This window comes from Streptomyces aquilus (assembly GCF_003955715.1).
In the GTDB taxonomy this organism is placed as follows: Bacteria; Actinomycetota; Actinomycetes; order Streptomycetales; family Streptomycetaceae; genus Streptomyces; species Streptomyces aquilus.
In genome coordinates this window covers 1,616,316-1,633,147 of sequence record NZ_CP034463.1, presented here as the reverse complement: position 1 = coordinate 1,633,147, position 16,832 = coordinate 1,616,316, and the positions used below count along the sequence as shown (strand labels likewise).

7 protein-coding genes are annotated in these 16,832 nt (G+C 74.0%); 3 read left to right on the top strand and 4 right to left on the bottom strand.

Annotated elements, in window-relative coordinates:
* Positions 1 to 46: 46 nt before the first annotated feature.
* A complete protein-coding gene (locus tag EJC51_RS07505) occupies positions 47 to 1,966 on the bottom strand; it encodes a sigma-54-dependent Fis family transcriptional regulator (protein ID WP_126270330.1) in 1,920 nt (639 codons plus the stop codon).
* Between the two features lie 138 nt (positions 1,967 to 2,104).
* Here EJC51_RS07505 and EJC51_RS07500 point away from each other — a divergent pair, with 138 nt between their 5' ends.
* Both EJC51_RS07500 and EJC51_RS07495 read left to right on the top strand, forming a co-directional pair.
* Positions 2,105 to 3,871 carry an FAD-dependent oxidoreductase gene (locus tag EJC51_RS07500; RefSeq protein ID WP_244362552.1) on the top strand — a complete coding sequence of 589 codons (1,767 nt, stop codon included), beginning with the start codon at positions 2,105 to 2,107 and terminating at the stop codon, positions 3,869 to 3,871.
* A gap of 58 nt (positions 3,872 to 3,929) precedes the next feature.
* The gene (locus EJC51_RS07495; RefSeq protein ID WP_126270328.1) at positions 3,930 to 4,841 is read left to right on the top strand and encodes a YceI family protein; all 912 of its coding nucleotides are present in this window, start codon (positions 3,930 to 3,932) and stop codon (positions 4,839 to 4,841) included.
* A gap of 6 nt (positions 4,842 to 4,847) precedes the next feature.
* Here EJC51_RS07495 and EJC51_RS07490 read toward each other — a convergent pair whose 3' ends face one another.
* From EJC51_RS07490 to EJC51_RS07480, 3 genes are read right to left on the bottom strand one after another with little or no spacing between them, the layout of a single operon-like run.
* On the bottom strand, positions 4,848 to 6,077 hold the full coding sequence (locus EJC51_RS07490; RefSeq protein ID WP_244362550.1) for an MFS transporter: 1,230 nt from the start codon (positions 6,075 to 6,077) through the stop codon (positions 4,848 to 4,850).
* 54 nt (positions 6,078 to 6,131) lie between these two features.
* Positions 6,132 to 7,589, bottom strand: coding sequence for a tryptophan 7-halogenase (locus EJC51_RS07485; RefSeq protein WP_126270327.1), 1,458 nt, complete (start codon positions 7,587 to 7,589; stop codon positions 6,132 to 6,134).
* 37 nt (positions 7,590 to 7,626) lie between these two features.
* Positions 7,627 to 15,252, bottom strand: a complete 7,626-nt coding sequence (locus EJC51_RS07480) for a type I polyketide synthase (protein ID WP_126270326.1) — start codon at positions 15,250 to 15,252, stop codon at positions 7,627 to 7,629.
* Between the two features lie 256 nt (positions 15,253 to 15,508).
* Between EJC51_RS07480 and EJC51_RS07475 the strand changes: the two genes are divergently transcribed.
* Positions 15,509 to 16,678: a S1 family peptidase gene (locus EJC51_RS07475; RefSeq protein WP_126270325.1), complete on the top strand. Its 1,170-nt coding sequence runs from the start codon at positions 15,509 to 15,511 to the stop codon at positions 16,676 to 16,678.
* Positions 16,679 to 16,832: the final 154 nt, after the last annotated feature.

Genomic DNA, 16,832 nt, shown 5'->3' with positions numbered 1-16,832 from the left:
CAAACACCGTCCCATACACGGATGTTCGGGTGCGTGTCCTCTGGGGTCAGTCCCGGTAGCCCCGCAGTTTCCGGTAGAGCGTGGCGCGGGCGATGCCCAAGGAGGCTGCCGCTCGTGCCTTGTTGCCGCCGTGGAGGTGGAGGGCGTCCAGGATGGCGGACCGTTCGGCGAGCTCCATCGGAGTCAGGGGCCGGGGCGCCGGACCCTCGCGTACGGCGTCCGGGAGTTCGCCGCGGCGGACGGGGCCGGTCGTACGGCGGTGCTCGGCCAACGTCCGCACCAGGTGGGCGAGTTCGGTCACGTTGCCCGGCCAGGGGTGCCGCTCCAGGGCGCGCAGCGCGTCGAGGGACCAGGTGAGCGGAGGGTGCCCGGGCCGGGGGCTCGGAGTGAGGGAGGTGAGCAACTCCCTGATGTCCTCGGGGCGTTCGCGGAGGGAGGGGAGGGTGACCGAGCGGGCGGCGAGGGTGTCCAGGAGACGTTGGAGGCAGGGGCCCGGCGATCCTCCGGGGGTGTACGTGGCGAGGAGCGGGACGTTCGGGTGAGCTGCGAGGAGGGAGTTGAGCGTCGCGGTGTCGGACGGGGCGAGCCATTCGACGTGACGGACGAGGAGGGGGCGGCCGGTGTGCAACACGTCGGCGTGGGTGCCGAGTTCGGCCTCGGCCGCGTCCACGAGTACCGCGTCGGCGACCAGTGCGCGGGCCAGCGAGGTCTTCCCGGTGCCGCGTTCGCCGACCAGCAGCAGCGGCTCACCGGACGCGGCCAGCTCCAGGGCACGCCCGACCGCATGCCGCCACGGCACCGAGGCTCCGGCCAGGCCGAGGTCACGCCTGTCGGCCGTGACCGGCGCCGGACACCCCGACGACTCCAGCACCACGACCACGCCGATGACGGAACCCTGGTGAGAGACGGGGGTGAGGGAGGCGGCGGCGCCGTCCGGGCCGTCAGGGAGTGGTGCCGGGTGCGCGGAACCCTCCGGGCCGTCCGTCGGCCCTGCCGTCGGATGCCCGGAATCGGACTCCCGTATCAGCGCGGCCGCCCTCCGCTCCCACGCCTCCAACGCCTCCGGCGACAGCAGCCGCCCCGCCGCCTCGCTGACGAGCCGGTTACGGCCGTCCAGGGCGACGACCGCGTGCCCCCGCTCACCCACGGCCCGCGCGTACGCGTCCAGCAGCACCCGCTCGGCCGTCCGCGACCGCGAGAGAAGCTCGGTCTCGACGGCCACCGCCACGGCCTCGGCCAGCGAAGCCCCGGGATGCGACCAGCACCCGCCCCCCTGCCTGCAACCGGTCCCTTCCCCGCGTCGGGCCCCTGCCCCGTGCCCGGCCCCAGCCTCGCCCCCGGCGCCCTCCCCGCATCCGGTTCCCGCCTCGCCCCCGGCAGCGTCCCGGTATCCAGCCCCGTCCCGGCGCCCGCCGCCTTCCCCACACGCCACCCGTTCCCCGCCCCCGCCGCACAACTCGGTAGCCACCGTCACCGTCCCCACCGGCTGCGCCGTCCCTGGTGCTCGCACCGGGACGCTCACCGCCGAGACGTCCTGCCAGCGGTCGAGGAAGTGCTCGGGCCCGTGCACCTCGGCCCGGCGGCGTGTGTGCAGGGCGAGGGCCGCGCTGTTGTGGCCGACCAGTTCCTCGGAGAGGTCCCGGCAGCGGTGGTCCGGCGCGGACCCGGCCGCCCACAGCACCCGCAGCCGCGCGTCGGTGAGCACGAGGGCGGTGTCCCCGCCGTCGAGCGTCCCGGCGATCCGGTCGAGCACCGGGCGGGCGGCGGCCAGCAAAGGGGAGTCCACGGGCCCGGACGTCTCCGGGGCGGGGGCGCCCACGTCGTGTCGTACGCCGAAGAACCGGGCACGCTTCCACGCGGCGAGGACGTCCTCGGGCACTCCGTCCGGCGGTTGCTGTCCGCGCAGGAACAGCTCCCGGGCACGGCGCAGCGAGGTGAGGGCGGTGGGGCGCTCTGCGGTGGTCATGGCACCGCTCAGCCTACGGGGGACGGTTGAACACAAAACAACCGCCCTTCTGTCTCGTTTTGAGACACCCGCGTTTCGGCCACTCCCTTCATGATCTTGAAGAGCCAGTGCCTGTTCTCGTTCCCTGGAGCGTCCTCCGTGTCCCGCGTCCCCACCGCCGAGCCCGATGTCGTGACCGATGTACTCATCGTCGGCAGCGGTCCCGCGGGAGCCTCCGCCGCGCTCGCCCTCAGCACCTACGGCGTCCCGAACATCGTCGTCACCCGCTACGCGAGCCTCGCCGACACCCCCAGGGCGCACATCACCAACCAGCGCACCATGGAGGTGCTGCGCGACCTCGGTGTCGAGGAACAGGTCGTCGCGAAGGCGACCCCGCAGCACCTGATGGGCAACACGACCTTCTGCACCAGCCTGGCCGGCGAGGAACTCGGCCGGGTCCGCTCCTGGGGCAACGACCCGCTCGTGCAGGCCGCGCACGAACTCGCCAGCCCCACCCGCATGTGCGACATGCCCCAGCACCTCATGGAGCCGGTGCTCATGGACGCGGCCGTCGCGCGCGGCACCCGGCTGCGCTTCTCCACCGTCTACAAGTCCTTCGTCCAGGACGACGACGGCGTGACGGTCACCGTGGAGGACCGGCTGCGCGGCGACGAGTACACCATCCGCGCCAAGTACCTCATCGGCGCCGACGGCGGCCGGAGCCAGGTCGCCGAGGACGCCGGGCTGCCGATGGGCGGCCAGATGGGCGTGGCCGGCAGCATCAACATCGTCTTCGACGCCGACCTGAGCAAGTACACCGCCCACCGCCCCTCCACCCTCTACTGGGTGCTGGCCCCCGGCGCCACGGTCGGCGGCATCGGCGCGGGCCTGGTGCGCTGCGTGCGGCCCTGGAACGAGTGGCTGATCGTGTGGGGGTACGATGTCACGGCCGGCGCCCCCGATCTGACGACCGAGTACGCCGAGTCGATCGTCCGCCAGCTGGTCGGCGACGACGACATCCCGGTGACCATCAAGTCGTCCTCGGCCTGGACCGTCAACGAGATGTACGCCGAGACCTACTCCAACGGCCGTGTCTTCTGCGCCGGCGACGCCACGCACCGGCACCCGCCGTCCAACGGCCTCGGCTCCAACACCTCCATCCAGGACTCCTACAACCTGGCCTGGAAGCTCAGGCTCGTCCTCGACGGCACCGCCTCCCCGAAGCTCCTCGACACCTACACCGCCGAACGCGCCCCGATCGGACGGCAGATCGTCACCCGCGCCAACAAGTCCATCGGCGAGACCGCCCCGATCTTCGAGGCGCTCGACGGACTCTCCCCGCAGACCCCCGAACAGCTGTGGGCCAACATCGCCGCCCGCAAGGAGACCGGCGAGGCGGCCGAGAAGCAGCGGGCGCGGCTGCGCGAGGCCATCGCCTTCAAGGCATACGAGTTCAACGCGCACGGCGTCGACCTCAACCAGCGCTACACCTCCGCCGCGATCGTGCCCGACGGCACCGCCGACCCCGGCTTCGACCGCGACCCCGAGCTCCATCACCAGCCCACCACCCGCCCCGGCGCCAAGCTCCCGCACGCCTGGATCACCTCCGGCACCCGGACGCTCTCCACCCTCGACACCGTCGGCCAGGGCCGGTTCACGCTCGTCACGGGCATCGGCGGCGCGGACTGGGTACGGGCCGCCGATGCCCAGGACGTGGAGATCGCCACCGTCGTCATCGGCCCGGGGCAGCAGTACGAGGACCCGTACGGCGACTGGGCCCGGCTGAGCGAGGTGGCCGACGGCGGCGCGCTCCTCGTACGGCCGGACGGTCATGTCGCCTTCCGGCACGCGACGGCGGCGGACTCCGCGGAGGACGCCGAGCGCAGGCTCACGGAAGCCGTACGGCGGATCCTCGGGCATCTCTGACCGTCTGTCTCTCCCCCCCCACACACACCCACTGTCCCCCCACTGAAAGGTGAGACCCATGCCCCTCGGACTGCTCCGGCGGCGACTCAGGAGTGCCTCCGGAGGCGCCGCGGGCCACACGCTTCCCGTCCCGCCCGGTGCCGGTGTCCTCGTCCGCGAGGTCCTCGACCCGGTGAACCAGCCCCTGGGCGCCGCCGACGTGACCGTGACCGAACTCCGCAGCCACCAGGTCGTGGCGCGCGGCACCACGGACCCGTACGGAACGTTCCTCGCCGTGCTGCCGCCCGGCAGCTACAGCCTCATGGTCATGGCGGAGGGCCTGGAGCCGCACCGCGAGACCGTCGAGGTCGTCGCGGACGCCGGTCTGTCCTCGCAGCGCGTCTGGCTCCAGCCCGCCCGGCAGGCCGAGCTCCCGGTCCCCGGCACCTGGCTCTTCGACCCGCCGCACACCGCGATCCGGTTCATCGCCAAGCACGTCGGCATGGCCCATGTGCACGGCCGGTTCGAGCGTTTCGAGGGCGGCATCCAGGTCACCCAGGACATCGCCGACTCCCGCGTGCATGTGCGCATCGACGCCGCCAGCATCACCACCGGCAACAACACCCGTGACAACCACCTGCGTTCGGCCGACTTCCTCGACGTCGAGCAATTCCCGTACATCGACTTCCGCAGCACCCGCTTCGCCTACCGCGGCGGCAGCAAGTGGTCCCTGCTGGGCACCCTGACCATGCACGGGGTGAGCCGCTCGGTGTCGCTGGACACGTCGTACCTGGGCATGGTCAACGGCGGTTACGGTGAGGAGCTGCGCTGCGCCGCCCTGGCGAAGGCGGAGCTGCACCGCGAGGACTTCACCTTGAACTGGCGTTCCATGCTGGCCCGGGGCATCGCGGTCGTCGGCCCTACGGTCCAGCTGGAACTGGACGTCCAGGCGATGTACCGCACTCACGACACGCCGACCCCGCCGGAGTAACGGCTCTCATGCGGCCCGGTGTTGCCTGAACGCGGGGAACAACGTCAGCAGCGCCAGCCCGGCCGTCACCGTCAGTACCCCGCCGCCGGTGACGGCCCAGGTCGCCCCGAAGGACGCGCCGGCCACCCCGTGCACGAGGTCGCCCAGCCGCGGACCGCCCGCGGCGATGACCGTGTCGACCCCCTGGAGGCGGCCCCGCATCCCGTCCGGCACCGCGGACTGCATGACCGACTTGCGGAACACGCCCAGTGTCAGCAGCGCGGCGCCCGCCACCACCAGCCAACTCGCCGCCACCACAAGCGAGTCCGCGAGCCCGAACGCGGTCAGTGCCAGCCCCCACACGCACACCGACACCGCGACCGCGACTCCGTGACGGGACGTGCGGGTGAGGCCACCGGAGAACAGCGCCGCGAGCACGCCCCCGGCGGAGATCGCCGCGTACAGCACGCCGACGTTCGCCCCCGGGTACGTCTCCCTCGCCAGCTGCGGGAACAGCGCGGCGGGCATGCCCAGGAACAGCGCCGCGAAGTCGGCGAGATAGACGACCAGCAGCACCTGCCGGGCGGCGAGCAGCCGGAAGCCCGCGACGAACCGCCGTGTTCCGGCGCCCTGTTCGGCGGTGGGCGGGAGCGGCGGCAGGCGCCACACGGCCCACAGCGTGACGCCGAGCGTCGCCGCGTCCGCGAGGTACAGCGACTCGGCCCCGACCACCGGCAGCAGCGCCCCGGCCAGCAGCGGGCCGGCGATCCCGGCCGACCAGGAGACCAGCGACTGCAAGGTGTTCGCGGCGGGCAGCAGCTCACGCGGCACCAGGCGCGGGACGACCGCTCCGCTCACCGCCGCGTTGGCGCCGAACAGCGCCTGCTGCACCCCCACCAGCGCCAGCAGCACCCCCGCCGACTCCAGCCGCGCCCACGCCTGCGCCCACAGCAGCAGCGACGTCAGGGCCATCCCGGCCGTGGTCGCCAGCAGTACCCGCCGCCGGTCCCGTACGTCCGCCAGCGCGCCGCCCCACAGCGCCGCGAGCGCCATCGGCGCGAAGCCCACGAACCCGGCCAGCCCGACGTACGCCGAGGAGCCGGTGAGGTCGTACAGCTGCATCGGCACGGCGATCGCCGTCAGCTGGGCGCCCAGCGTGGTCACCGTGCCGCTCGCCCACAGCCGCCGGAACCCGGCCCGCCGCAACGGCCGTACGTCGATCATCAGCCCGCGCACCCTCGCCCCTCCCGCAGCCATCGGTACGCCGATGCTGCGGGTTCCCCTTCGGGCAAGGTCAACAGGACGCGGCGATCACACCTTGACCCAGGACAGGCCGTCCGGTGTGACGGCCAGCCCGTCCGGGGCCGCCGGGCCGGGATCGTCGAGCGGGCCGCCGTAAAGGGCCTGTTCCTGAAGGTCGTTGCCGGTGCGGAAGGTCTCGCCGACGACCGGGGCGGACAGGAGAGGGTTCATCCGGCCGTCCGACACCGCCAACTCACCGACTGCCCCGTCCAGTTGCGCGGCCGCGGTGTGCCATTCCGTGCGGACCACCGCCGAGTCGCGGGAGACCAGCCCGCCCGCCAGCTCGGCGAAGGCGGCCGCCTCGCCGAGATCCACCTTGGTGATCTTCTTCGCCGACCAGAAGTACGAGTCCTCGTTGCGCTCCATGTCGTAGAAGGCGATGAGGAACTCGTAGAAGACGCGGTACTCGCGCCGGTAGCGCGCCTCGAACTCGGCGAAGCCCCGCTCCTCGGGCACGCTGCCGTCCAGTGCCGCGTTCACCGAGCGCGCCGCCAACAGGGCGCCGTACGTGGCCAGATGGACACCGGAGGACAGCACCGGGTCCACGAAGCAGGCCGCGTCACCGACCAGCGCCATGCCCGGCTTCCAGAAGGACTGCTTCCAGTACGACCAGTCCCTGCGCACCCGCACCTGGTCGTACGGCGCCTCGGTCGCCTCGGGGACGCCCGCCACCAGGCGGCTCACCTCCGGGCACGCCTCGATCATGTCCCGCCAGGCGCCCCGCGCGTCCCGCTGCACGGCCCCGGTGTGCTCGGGCGAGATCACCGCGCCGACGCTCGTCAGGTCGTCGCGCAGCGGGATGTACCAGAGCCAGCCCGCGTCGAACGCGGCGCAGAAGATGTTGCCGCTGTTGGGTTCGGGGAGCCGGGCGCCGCCCGCGAAGTAGCCGAACACGGCGAGGTTGCGGAAGAAGTCGGAGTAGACGCGCCCGCCGCCGACGCCGGTGTGGATGCGGCTGGTGTTGCCGGACGCGTCGATGACGTACCGGGCGTACGCCGTACGGGCGTTGCCGTCCGCGTCGGTGAACTCCACACCCCGCACCCGCTCTTCGTCGGCGACGACCCGCCGCACCGTGCTGCCCTCGCGCACCTCGGCGCCGGCCCGCCTGGCGCCCCGCAGCAGGATCTCGTCGAAGCGGGAGCGCTCCACCTGGAAGGCGGTCGCGGTGGGCTCGGGGACGCGCGGTGTCATGGCGAAGGAGAACTGCCACGGCTCCGGATCGCGGCCCCAGCGCAGGGTGCCGCCGCGTTTGAGGGTGAAGCCGGCCTGCTGGACCTCGTCGGCGACACCGAGGATGCGGCACAGGCCGTGCACGGTCGCGGGCAGCAGCGACTCGCCGATCTGGTAGCGCGGGAAGGTCTCGCGTTCCAACAGCAGGACCCGGTGCCCGCGCAGGGCCACGGCGGTCGCGGCCGTCGAGCCGGCCGGTCCGCCGCCGACGACGATCAGGTCGTACTCCTGGGTCATGCGTCAACTCCCGTGGTGCGGTGCATGTTTCGGTCGCTCATGCCGGCAGCCAGGCGCGCATCGCCGCGGCCGTGGTGTCGGCGTCGTGGTGGACGAGGGTGTAGTGGTCGCCGGGGACGTCGACGGCCTCGTGGGGGAGCGGCCAGCGCGGCCGCCAGTCGCCGTCGGGGTCGATGCGGAGCATCTGCGCGGTCGGGCGGCCCCGTACCAGCAGGGTCGGGACGGGAGCGGGCTCCGGCTCCCAGTTCTCCAGCACGCGGGCGTAGCCGCCGCCCGCGATGAGCAGCGAGTCGTCGAACTCGGCGACGACGTCGTCGGGCAGTTCGGCCCCGGCCGCCATCAGCGCCAACGCCCGCTCGTCGTCCCGGTGCAGCACACCCGCGTGCGCGTCGAGCAGGACCAGCCCCGCCGGTGGCCGGCCGGTCCGCGCGAGCTCCCGCGCCACGGCGTGCGCGATCGCGCCGCCCGCGCAGTAGCCGACGAGGACGACCGGACCGCTTACCGACAAGGTCCGCAGAGTGTCGACATGCGTCCTGACGACCGCGTCCATGCTGTCCGGAACGGCCCGCCGGGGGCCCAGGCCGGGGTGTTCCAGCAGGAACAGGTCGCGTTCACCGTCGAACTGCTTGGCCAGACCGGCGGGCACGCGGTGGTACGGCGTGAGGTAGTCCGGGACGTAGACCAGGGCCGTGCCCGGACCCTGCGCCAGCCGGACCGGCGGGACGGCATGCCGGGTGCGGTCGGCGGCGGTGAAGGAGGGCAGGGCGTGGGAGGCGAGGAAGCGCAGGCCCATGGCCTCCAACGGGCCGCGTTCACGCAGGACTTGGTGGTAGAGCGGGCCGAAGCGATAGGAGGCCGGCTCCTCCGCTGTGGCCTTCTCGTCGGCGTCCGGCAGCACCTGACGCAGCGCCTCGTGCACATGCGCGGCCAGCGCGGGCAGCGTCGGATGGTCGAACACGATCGACGGCGCCAACCGCACCCGGGTGAACGCGCTGAGCCGATTGCGGAACTGCACCGCCGTCAGCGAGTCGAAGCCGAGTTCGGTGAAGGCCCGCTCGGCGGGGAAGGCGGCGGCGTCCGGGAAGCCCAGCACCAGGGCCAGTTCGGTACGGATCAACTCGCCGAGCACGGCCTCGCGTTCACCCACCGGCACGGCGGCGAGCCGCTCGCGCCAGGCACCGGGCGCCTGCGCGGGCGCGGTGGTGGCGGGGGCGGCGGCCGGACGGCGCGGCAGCAGGTCCGTGAGCACCGGCGGCGCGGTCGGCGCGCGGAGTGCGGCGAGGTCCAGCGCGATCGGCACGAGCACCGGCTCCGAGGTCCGCCACGCCCGGTCGAGCAGGTCGATGCTCTCCTCCTCGTCGACGGAGAGGACACCCCCGTCGGTGAGCCGCCGCGGAGCGACCTGGGCCGCCATGCCGTCGTCGTCGGCCGTGGTCCACGGCCCCCAGGCCAGGGACCGCGCGGGCAGCCCCTGAGCGGTGCGATGACGGGCCAGCGCGTCCAGGAACCCGTTGGCCGCCGCGTAGTTGGCCTGTCCGGGACGGCCCAGCACGCCCGCCGCCGACGAGTAGAGCACGAACGCGGACAGCCCGAGATCCTTGGTGGCCCCGTGCAGATGCCAGGCCCCGTCCGCCTTCGGCGCGAGCACGGCCGCCAGCCGCTCCGGCGTCAGACCGTCCACCACACCGTCGTCCACGACGCCGGAGAGATGGAACACGGCGGTCAACGCCGCCCCACAGGACGCCACCAGGTCATCGACGGCGTCCCGGTCGCTCACATCACACGCCATCACCCGTACCGTCGCGTCGAGTTCGGCGGCCCATGCCGGCGTACGACCGCTCCGCCCGGCCAACACCACCTGACGCACCCCGTGCCGGTCGACCAGGTACCGGGCGAGGCTCGCCCCGAGCGCCCCGGTGCCGCCGGTGATCAGCACGGTGCCGTCGGGATCGAGAACGGGCGCCTCGGCCTCGACGGTGGACGGCAGGGCGGCCAGCCGGGGCACGAGCACGGCACCGCCGCGCAGGGCGACCTGCGGTTCGCCGGTGCGCAGCGCCGCGTCCAGGTCGGCCGGGGACGCCGGGCCCCCGCGCCGGTCGACCAGCACGATCCGGCCGGGATGCTCGGACTGGGCACTGCGGACGAGCCCGGCCACGGCCGCCTCCGCCGGGTCGGGATCGTCGCCGGTCGCGTTGTGGGTGAGGATCAGCAGCCGCCCCGGTCGGGAGTCGCCGACCCACTCCTGAATCCGCGCGAGCGTGCCGTTGAGCAGGCTCCGCACGCGGGCGGGTGTGTCCGTGTCCACGGTCGGCCCTGGCACGTCGAACACCTCATGACGCGTATCGGCGTTGCCGCCCACTGCCGGCAGCCATGCGAGGCGGTACAACTCGCCACGCACAACCGGGCGTTGGGGCGGCAGCACCCGCGTGACCATCGACTCGACCGCGGCGAGCGGCTGCCCGGCGGGGTCGGTGAGCGTCACCCGGAACTCGTCCGGGCCGAGTCGTTCCAGCTGGGCCCGGGCGGTGGTGGCGCCGGTGGCGTACACCGTGAGCCCGGCGCAGGTGAGCGGCACCCGTGCCGCGCCGGGGCCCTCGGCCAGAAGCGCCGCGTGCAGGGCCGCGTCGAGCAGTGCGGGATGGAGCGTGTAGGACCCTGCGGTGGCCGCTTCCCGTGGCGGCAGGGCCAGTTCGGCGTACAGGGTGCTGCCCCGGCGCCACAGGCCGGTCACCGCGCGGAAAGCCGGTCCGTAGTCGTGGCCGTGCACGGCGAGCCGGTCGTAGTCGACCGGGAGCCGCTCGGCACCGGCGGGCGGCCACACCCGGAGGGGTACGACGGGTGCCGCGCCGACCGGGGCGATCGTCGCCGTGGCGTGCCGCGTCCACGTCTCGCCCGCCTGCGCCCAGACGGCGACCGGCCGGTTCCCCGTCTCGTCCGGGCCGCCGGTGACGACCTGCACGCGCACCGACTCCGACTCCGGCAGCACCAGCGGCTCCCGGAAGGCCAGTTCGGCCAGGCGGACGGGCCCGGACGCCCCGGCCGCGTGACAGGCCAGCTCGGCGAACGCCGCCGCGGGCAGCAGCACCCGGCCGCCGATCACATGGTCGGCGAGCCAGGACTGCCGTACGGCGGACAGCGCCCCGGTGTGCCGGACGCCGGGTCCGTCGGCGTCCGGCTGAGCCTCGCCCAGCAGCGGATGCCCGGCCGCGACCGGGTGCCGTACCGCGTGCAGCCAGTAGCGCTGCCGCTGGAACGGGTACGTCGGCAACGCGTGCCGTCGCGCACCACTGCCCGCGTACACCGACCGCCAGTCGACCGGCACTCCGTGCACGTGCAGGGCGGCCAGCGCCCCGAGCGCTTCCCGCGCGTCGACGCACGAAGCGAACACCGCGCCCGCGTCCGGCGCGACGCACCCCTCGGCCGCCACACTGAGGGCGGCGGCGGGACCGGCCTCGACGAACGCCGTCACGCCCGCCTCCGCCAGCCAGTCCACCGCGTCGGCGAACCGGACGGTCTCGCGCACCTGCCGTACCCAGTGGTCGGTGGTGGCGAGCGCGTCCGGCTCAGGGCGGCCGGTGACCGTGGAGACCACCGGCACGGACGGCCGCCGGTACGTCACGCTCTCGGCGACCGCGCGGAACTCGGCCAGCATCGGGTCGAGCAGCGGCGAGTGGAAGGCGTGGCTCACCCGCAGCCGGGTGCTCCGCCCGCCGAGGGAGGCGGCCAGCGCGGTCACCGCGGCCTCGTCGCCGGACACCACGACCGACGTCGGCCCGTTGACGGCCGCGATCGCCACCCGGCCGGGCGTCTCGGCGAGCCTGCGCGCGACCTCCGCCTCCGGTGCCCGCACCGCGATCATCGCGCCGCCCTCGGGCAGCGCCGCCATCAGCCGGCCCCGCGCGGCCACGAGCCGGACCGCGTCGGCGAGCGAGAACACGCCCGCGACATGGGCGGCGGCCAGCTCGCCGACGGAGTGGCCGACCAGGTAGTCCGGTCGCACCCCCCAGGCGGCGAGCAGCCGGTGCAGGGCGACCTCGAAGGCGAACAGGGCGGGCTGCGCGTAGTCCGTACGGTCCAGCAGGGTGCCGTCGGGGGCGTCGATCACCTCGCGCAGCGGCCGGTCCAGCAACGGCCCGAACAACGCGCACACTTCGGTGAAGGCGGCGTCGAACACCGGGAAGGCGGCGGCCAGTTCGCGGCCCATCCCGGCCCGCTGGGTGCCCTGACCCGCGCACAGCAGCGCCAGCTTCGGAGTGCGGCGCACGGTGCCCCTCAGCAGCCCGGGGCCGTCCTCGCCCGCCGCCAGTCGGCGCAGTTCCGCGAGGAGTCCGGAGGCGTCGTCGGCCAGGACGGCCGCTCGGTGGGGGAGAGGGGTCCGTGTGGTCGCCAGCGAACACGCCACGTCGAGCGCCGTGTCGTCCGTGACGTCCGCCAGCGCCTCCGCCAACTTCCTGGCGTGCGCCCGCAGTCCGACCTCGTCGCCGCCACTGACCAGCCAGGGGGCGACGGGGAGACGCCTGCCGTCCGCGACGGTGGCCGCGGCCTCCGACGGCGGTTCCTCGATGATGAGATGGGCGTTGGTGCCGCCGATGCCGAACGACGACACCGCCGCCCGGCGCGGCCGGTCGCGGTGCGGCCACGGGCGCGGGCGGTCGAGGAGTCGTACCGCCCCCTCGGACCAGTCCACGTGCGGCGACGGCTCTTCCGCGTAGAGGGAGCGGGGGAGTTCGCCGTGGCGCATCGCCTCGATCATCTTGATCACTCCGGCCACTCCGGCGGCGGCCTGCGAGTGTCCGAGGTTGGACTTCACCGAGCCCAGCCACACCGGGTCGGCCGGGTCGCGACCCTGGCCGTAGGTGGCCAGCAGGGCGCCCGCCTCGATCGGGTCGCCCAGCGCGGTGCCCGTACCGTGGCCTTCGATCACGTCGACGTCGGCCGGGCCCAGGCCCGCGTCGGCCAGCGCCAGGCGGATGAGGTCGCGCTGGGCCTCGCCGTTGGGGGCGGTGAGGCCGTTGGACGCGCCGTCGGAGTTCACCGCGGACCCGCGCAGCACCGCCAGCACCGGGTGTCCGTGGCGCCGGGCGTCCGACAGCTTCTCCAGCAGCACCAGGCCGACGCCCTCGGCCCACGCGGTGCCCTCCGCGCCCGCCGCGAACGACCGGCACCGGCCGTCCGCCGACAGCCCGCGCTGCCTGCTGAACGCGATGAAGGGCTGCGGACTCGACAGCACCGTCACCCCGCCGGCCAGCGCGAGCGTGCACTCACCGGCCCGCAGCGCCTTCGCGGCCAGGTCCATCGCGACCAGCGACGACGAACACGCCGTGTCCACGGTGATGGCCGGACCGCGCAGGCCGAGGACGTACGAGATCCGGCCCGAGGCGACACTGCCCGACGAGCCGATGCCGATGTGCGACTCCAGCTCGTGCGGCGAGAGCCCGGTGCCGTACCCGGCGTGCATCAGACCCACGAACACGCCGGTCGCGCTGGAGCGCAGCGACGGCGCGGGGATGCCGGCGCGCTCCAGGGTCTCCCACGCGACCTCCAGGAGCAGGCGGTGCTGCGGGTCCATCGCCAGGGCCTCACGCGGCGAGATCCCGAAGAACAGCGGGTCGAAGTCGGCCGCGCCGTCGAGGAAACCGCCGCGGCGGGTGTACGTCGTGCCGAGTCGGTCGGGGTCGGGATCGTGCAGGGCGTCGACGTCCCAGCCGCGGTCGGCCGGGAAGTCACCGGTGGCGTCCACCCCGTCGGAGACCAGCCGCCACAGGTCCTCCGGGGAGCTCACCCCGCCCGGGTAGCGGCAGCCGACGGCCACGATCGCCACCGGCTCGGCCTCCGGGCCGCGCGGCGGCGGGACCGTCGCCGGTGCCTCGCCGGTCATCCGGGTCTCCAGGTGGGCGGCGACCGCGGCCGGGGTCGGGTGGTCCCAGACCAGGGTGGCCGGCAGCCGCAGTCCGGTGCGCAGGCTGAGCCGGTGCCACAGGGTCATGGCGTCCATCGAGGTCAGCCCGAGATCGGCGAACGCGGTGCCGGGATCGGCGACCGTGCCCCGGATCGCCTCGGCCTCCCGGCACACCAACTCCGTGAGCGCGGCCCGTCGTTCACCGGCGGTCAGGGCGGCCAGTCCCGCGAGGTCCGGCGCCGGGGGCCGCTCGGCGAGCGTCTCGCGCAGCACCGCCCGGCGCGGCTTGTCCGCCGCCGTGCGCGGGACGGCCGGCGTGAACAGGACCTCCTCGGGCACCTTGTGCGCCGACAGCACCGCCGCGCACCCGCGCAGCAGACCGGCGGGGTCCAGTGACTCCTGCGCCGGGACCACGAACGCCACCGGGACCTCGCCCAGCAGCGGATGCGCCCGCGCCACCACGGCCGCGTCCCGCACCCCGGGCAGTCCCCGCAGCACCCGCTCGACCTCGGCCGGGTCGACGTTCTCGCCGCCCCGCACGATCCGGTCGTTGAGCCGTCCGGTGACGGTCAGACAGCCGCCCGCACCGAGCCGCCCCAGGTCCCCGGTGCGGTACCAGCCCTCGCGCAGGGCGTCGGCGTCCGCCTCGGGCCGGTTGTGATGGCCGAGCATGACGCCGGGGCCGCGCACCCAGATCTCGCCCTCGCCGCCGACGACGTCCAGGCCGCTGTCCGGGTCGACCAGCCGGACGTCCATGCCGGGCACCGGCGTGCCACTGCTCCCCGGCACCCGCGGCCCGTCGAGCGACTCCATGGCGATCTTGCCGCAGGTCTCGGTGGAGCCGTACCCGTCGAGCAGCGGCGCCCCGAACCGCCGCTCCACCTGCTCCCGCAGCTCCGGGTCGCTCGGCGCGCCCGCGGTGACGCACACCCGCAGCGAGGGCACCGCGCCGAGGCCGGTGTCGAGCAGCTGCCGGAAGGTGAGCGGCACCCCGCCGAGCACGGTCGGCTCGAACTCGCCGATCAGCCGCGTGAGGTGGGAGGGGCCCGAGGCCGAGGTGATGCGTGCGCTCGCCCCGGCCACGGTCGTGCCCAGGACGCACAGGGAGTGGGCGTAGGTGTGGGCGAGCGGCAGGGGCCACAGCACCCGGTCGGTGGCGGTCAGTCCGAGCCGGGGCAGATAGCAGGCGAACGACGACCAGAGCGCGGAGCGTTGACTGGACACGGCCCCCGTGGGGGTGCCCGAGGTGCCGGACGTGTAGAGCAGCCAGGCCGGTTCGTCCAGACCGAGGTCGTCCCGGGGCGCGGCCCGCTGCCCCGAGACCAGATCCTCGAAGTGCGACGCGCCCTCCGGCACGGGCCCCTCACCGATCACCACCAGCCGCACCGGCCGCTCCGCGACCATCCCGGCGATCCGCGGCAGCCGCCGCTGGTCGGTGACCACCACGGCCGGGTCGCAGTCCGCCAGCAGCTGGGCCAGCTCGGTGTGGGTGGCACGCGGCGGCAACGGCACCCCGACCGCCGCCGCACGCACGGTCGCCAGGAGACCCTCGACCAGTTCCACGCCGTTGTCGAGGAAGAACGCCACCCGGGTTCCGCGCCCGACCGCGAGTCCGGTCGCCAACCGTGCGGTCCTGCGGTCGAGTTCGGCCCAGCTCACCCCGCGCCGGTCGTCGGCGAACGCGAGCTGCTCGCCGTACCGTACGGCGTTCTCCGCGAGGAGCTCCGGCACCGGCCGAACCCTGATCGCATCCGCCACACCCATCGGGCCTCCTGTCGGGGGGAGTCCGCTCCGCTGCGGATCTTGGATCAGCCTATGCCGGGCCGTCCCAAAGACGCGCCGAACCCTGCCCAGTTGAGCCAGACTCGCCCGGCCTTCGCCAGAGTGGCCGAATTGGTATGGACCTGACCATGATCAGCCGCTAGGCTCGGCCCGGCCACATCTCTGAGAGCGCTCTCAGCATCCTGCTGTTCCCCGCTGTTCCACCCCACTCCACTGGAACGACGAAGGGCCAACCCCCATGAGACGCACCAGACTTACCCATGCCGCCCTGGCCGTGCTGCTCACCATCGGCGCCGGCTTCGCGGCGGGCACCGCACCCGCCACCGCCTCCGCCGCCTCCTCCGACGGCGCACGTCCGGCGAAGGCACCCGCCTCCGCCGGTCTCCTCACCGCCCTGCGGCACGACCTGCACCTCACCAAGGCCCAGGCGGAGCGCCGACTCGCCGCCGAACAGCGGGCCACGGCCACCGAGCCCAAGGCCCGCAAGGCCGCCGGGAGTTCACTCGGCGGCACCTGGTACGACGCCGGCGCCGGCACCCTGACCGTGGGCCTCACCCCGGACGCGCCGCAGGCGACCGTCCGGGCGGTGCGCGCCACCGGCGCCGACGTCCGCACCGTCGCCCACACGGCCCGCGAACTCACCGCCACCCAGGCGCGACTGGACAAGCTCAACGCCCCGGCGGGCGTCGCCAGTTGGCATGTCGACCCGCGGGCGAGCACGGTCGTCGTCAACGTCGTCGCGGGCGAGAAGGCCGACAACGATGTCCGGCGCTTCGTGGAACGGGCCCACCGCGCCGGCCCCGTCACCGTCCGGCACGTCACCACCGCACCGCGGACCTTCGCCGCCGGAACCGTCGGCGGCGACCCGTTCTACACCGGCAACGTCCGCTGTTCCATAGGCTTCTCGGTGTACGGCGGGTTCATCACCGCCGGACACTGCGACCAGCACACCGGCGCCGTCTACGGCTGGGACCGCAGCTACATCGGCAACTTCCAGGGCTCGTCGTTCCCCGACAACGACTACGCCTGGGTCAACGTGGGCAGCGGCTGGTGGACGGTGCCGGTCGTGCTCGGCTGGGGCACCGTCTCCGACCAGCTGGTGCGCGGTTCCAACGTGGCGCCCGTGGGCTCCTCCGTCTGCCGGTCCGGCTCGACCACGCACTGGCACTGCGGCACGGTCCTCGCCATGAACGAGACCGTCAACTACAGCCAGGGCGCGGTGCATCAGATGACCAAGACCAGCGTCTGCGCCGAACCGGGCGACTCCGGCGGCTCGTTCATCAGCGGCGACCAGGCCCAGGGCGTCACCTCCGGCGGCTGGGGCAACTGCTCCAGCGGCGGCGAGACCTGGTTCCAGCCCGTCAACGAGATCCTCAACCGGTACGGCCTCACCCTCCACACCGCCTGACCCCGCGTGGGCCCGGCCGTGCCCAGGGCCGGGCCCACGCGTCACCCGCCCGGGGCCGTCACGGACCCGGCTGTCCGCACGGTCCTCGCTGCCGTCGCTGCCGTCGCGACGGATGTTACGTGTGGGAAACCTTGACGGTCGTGAGGGTGGATGC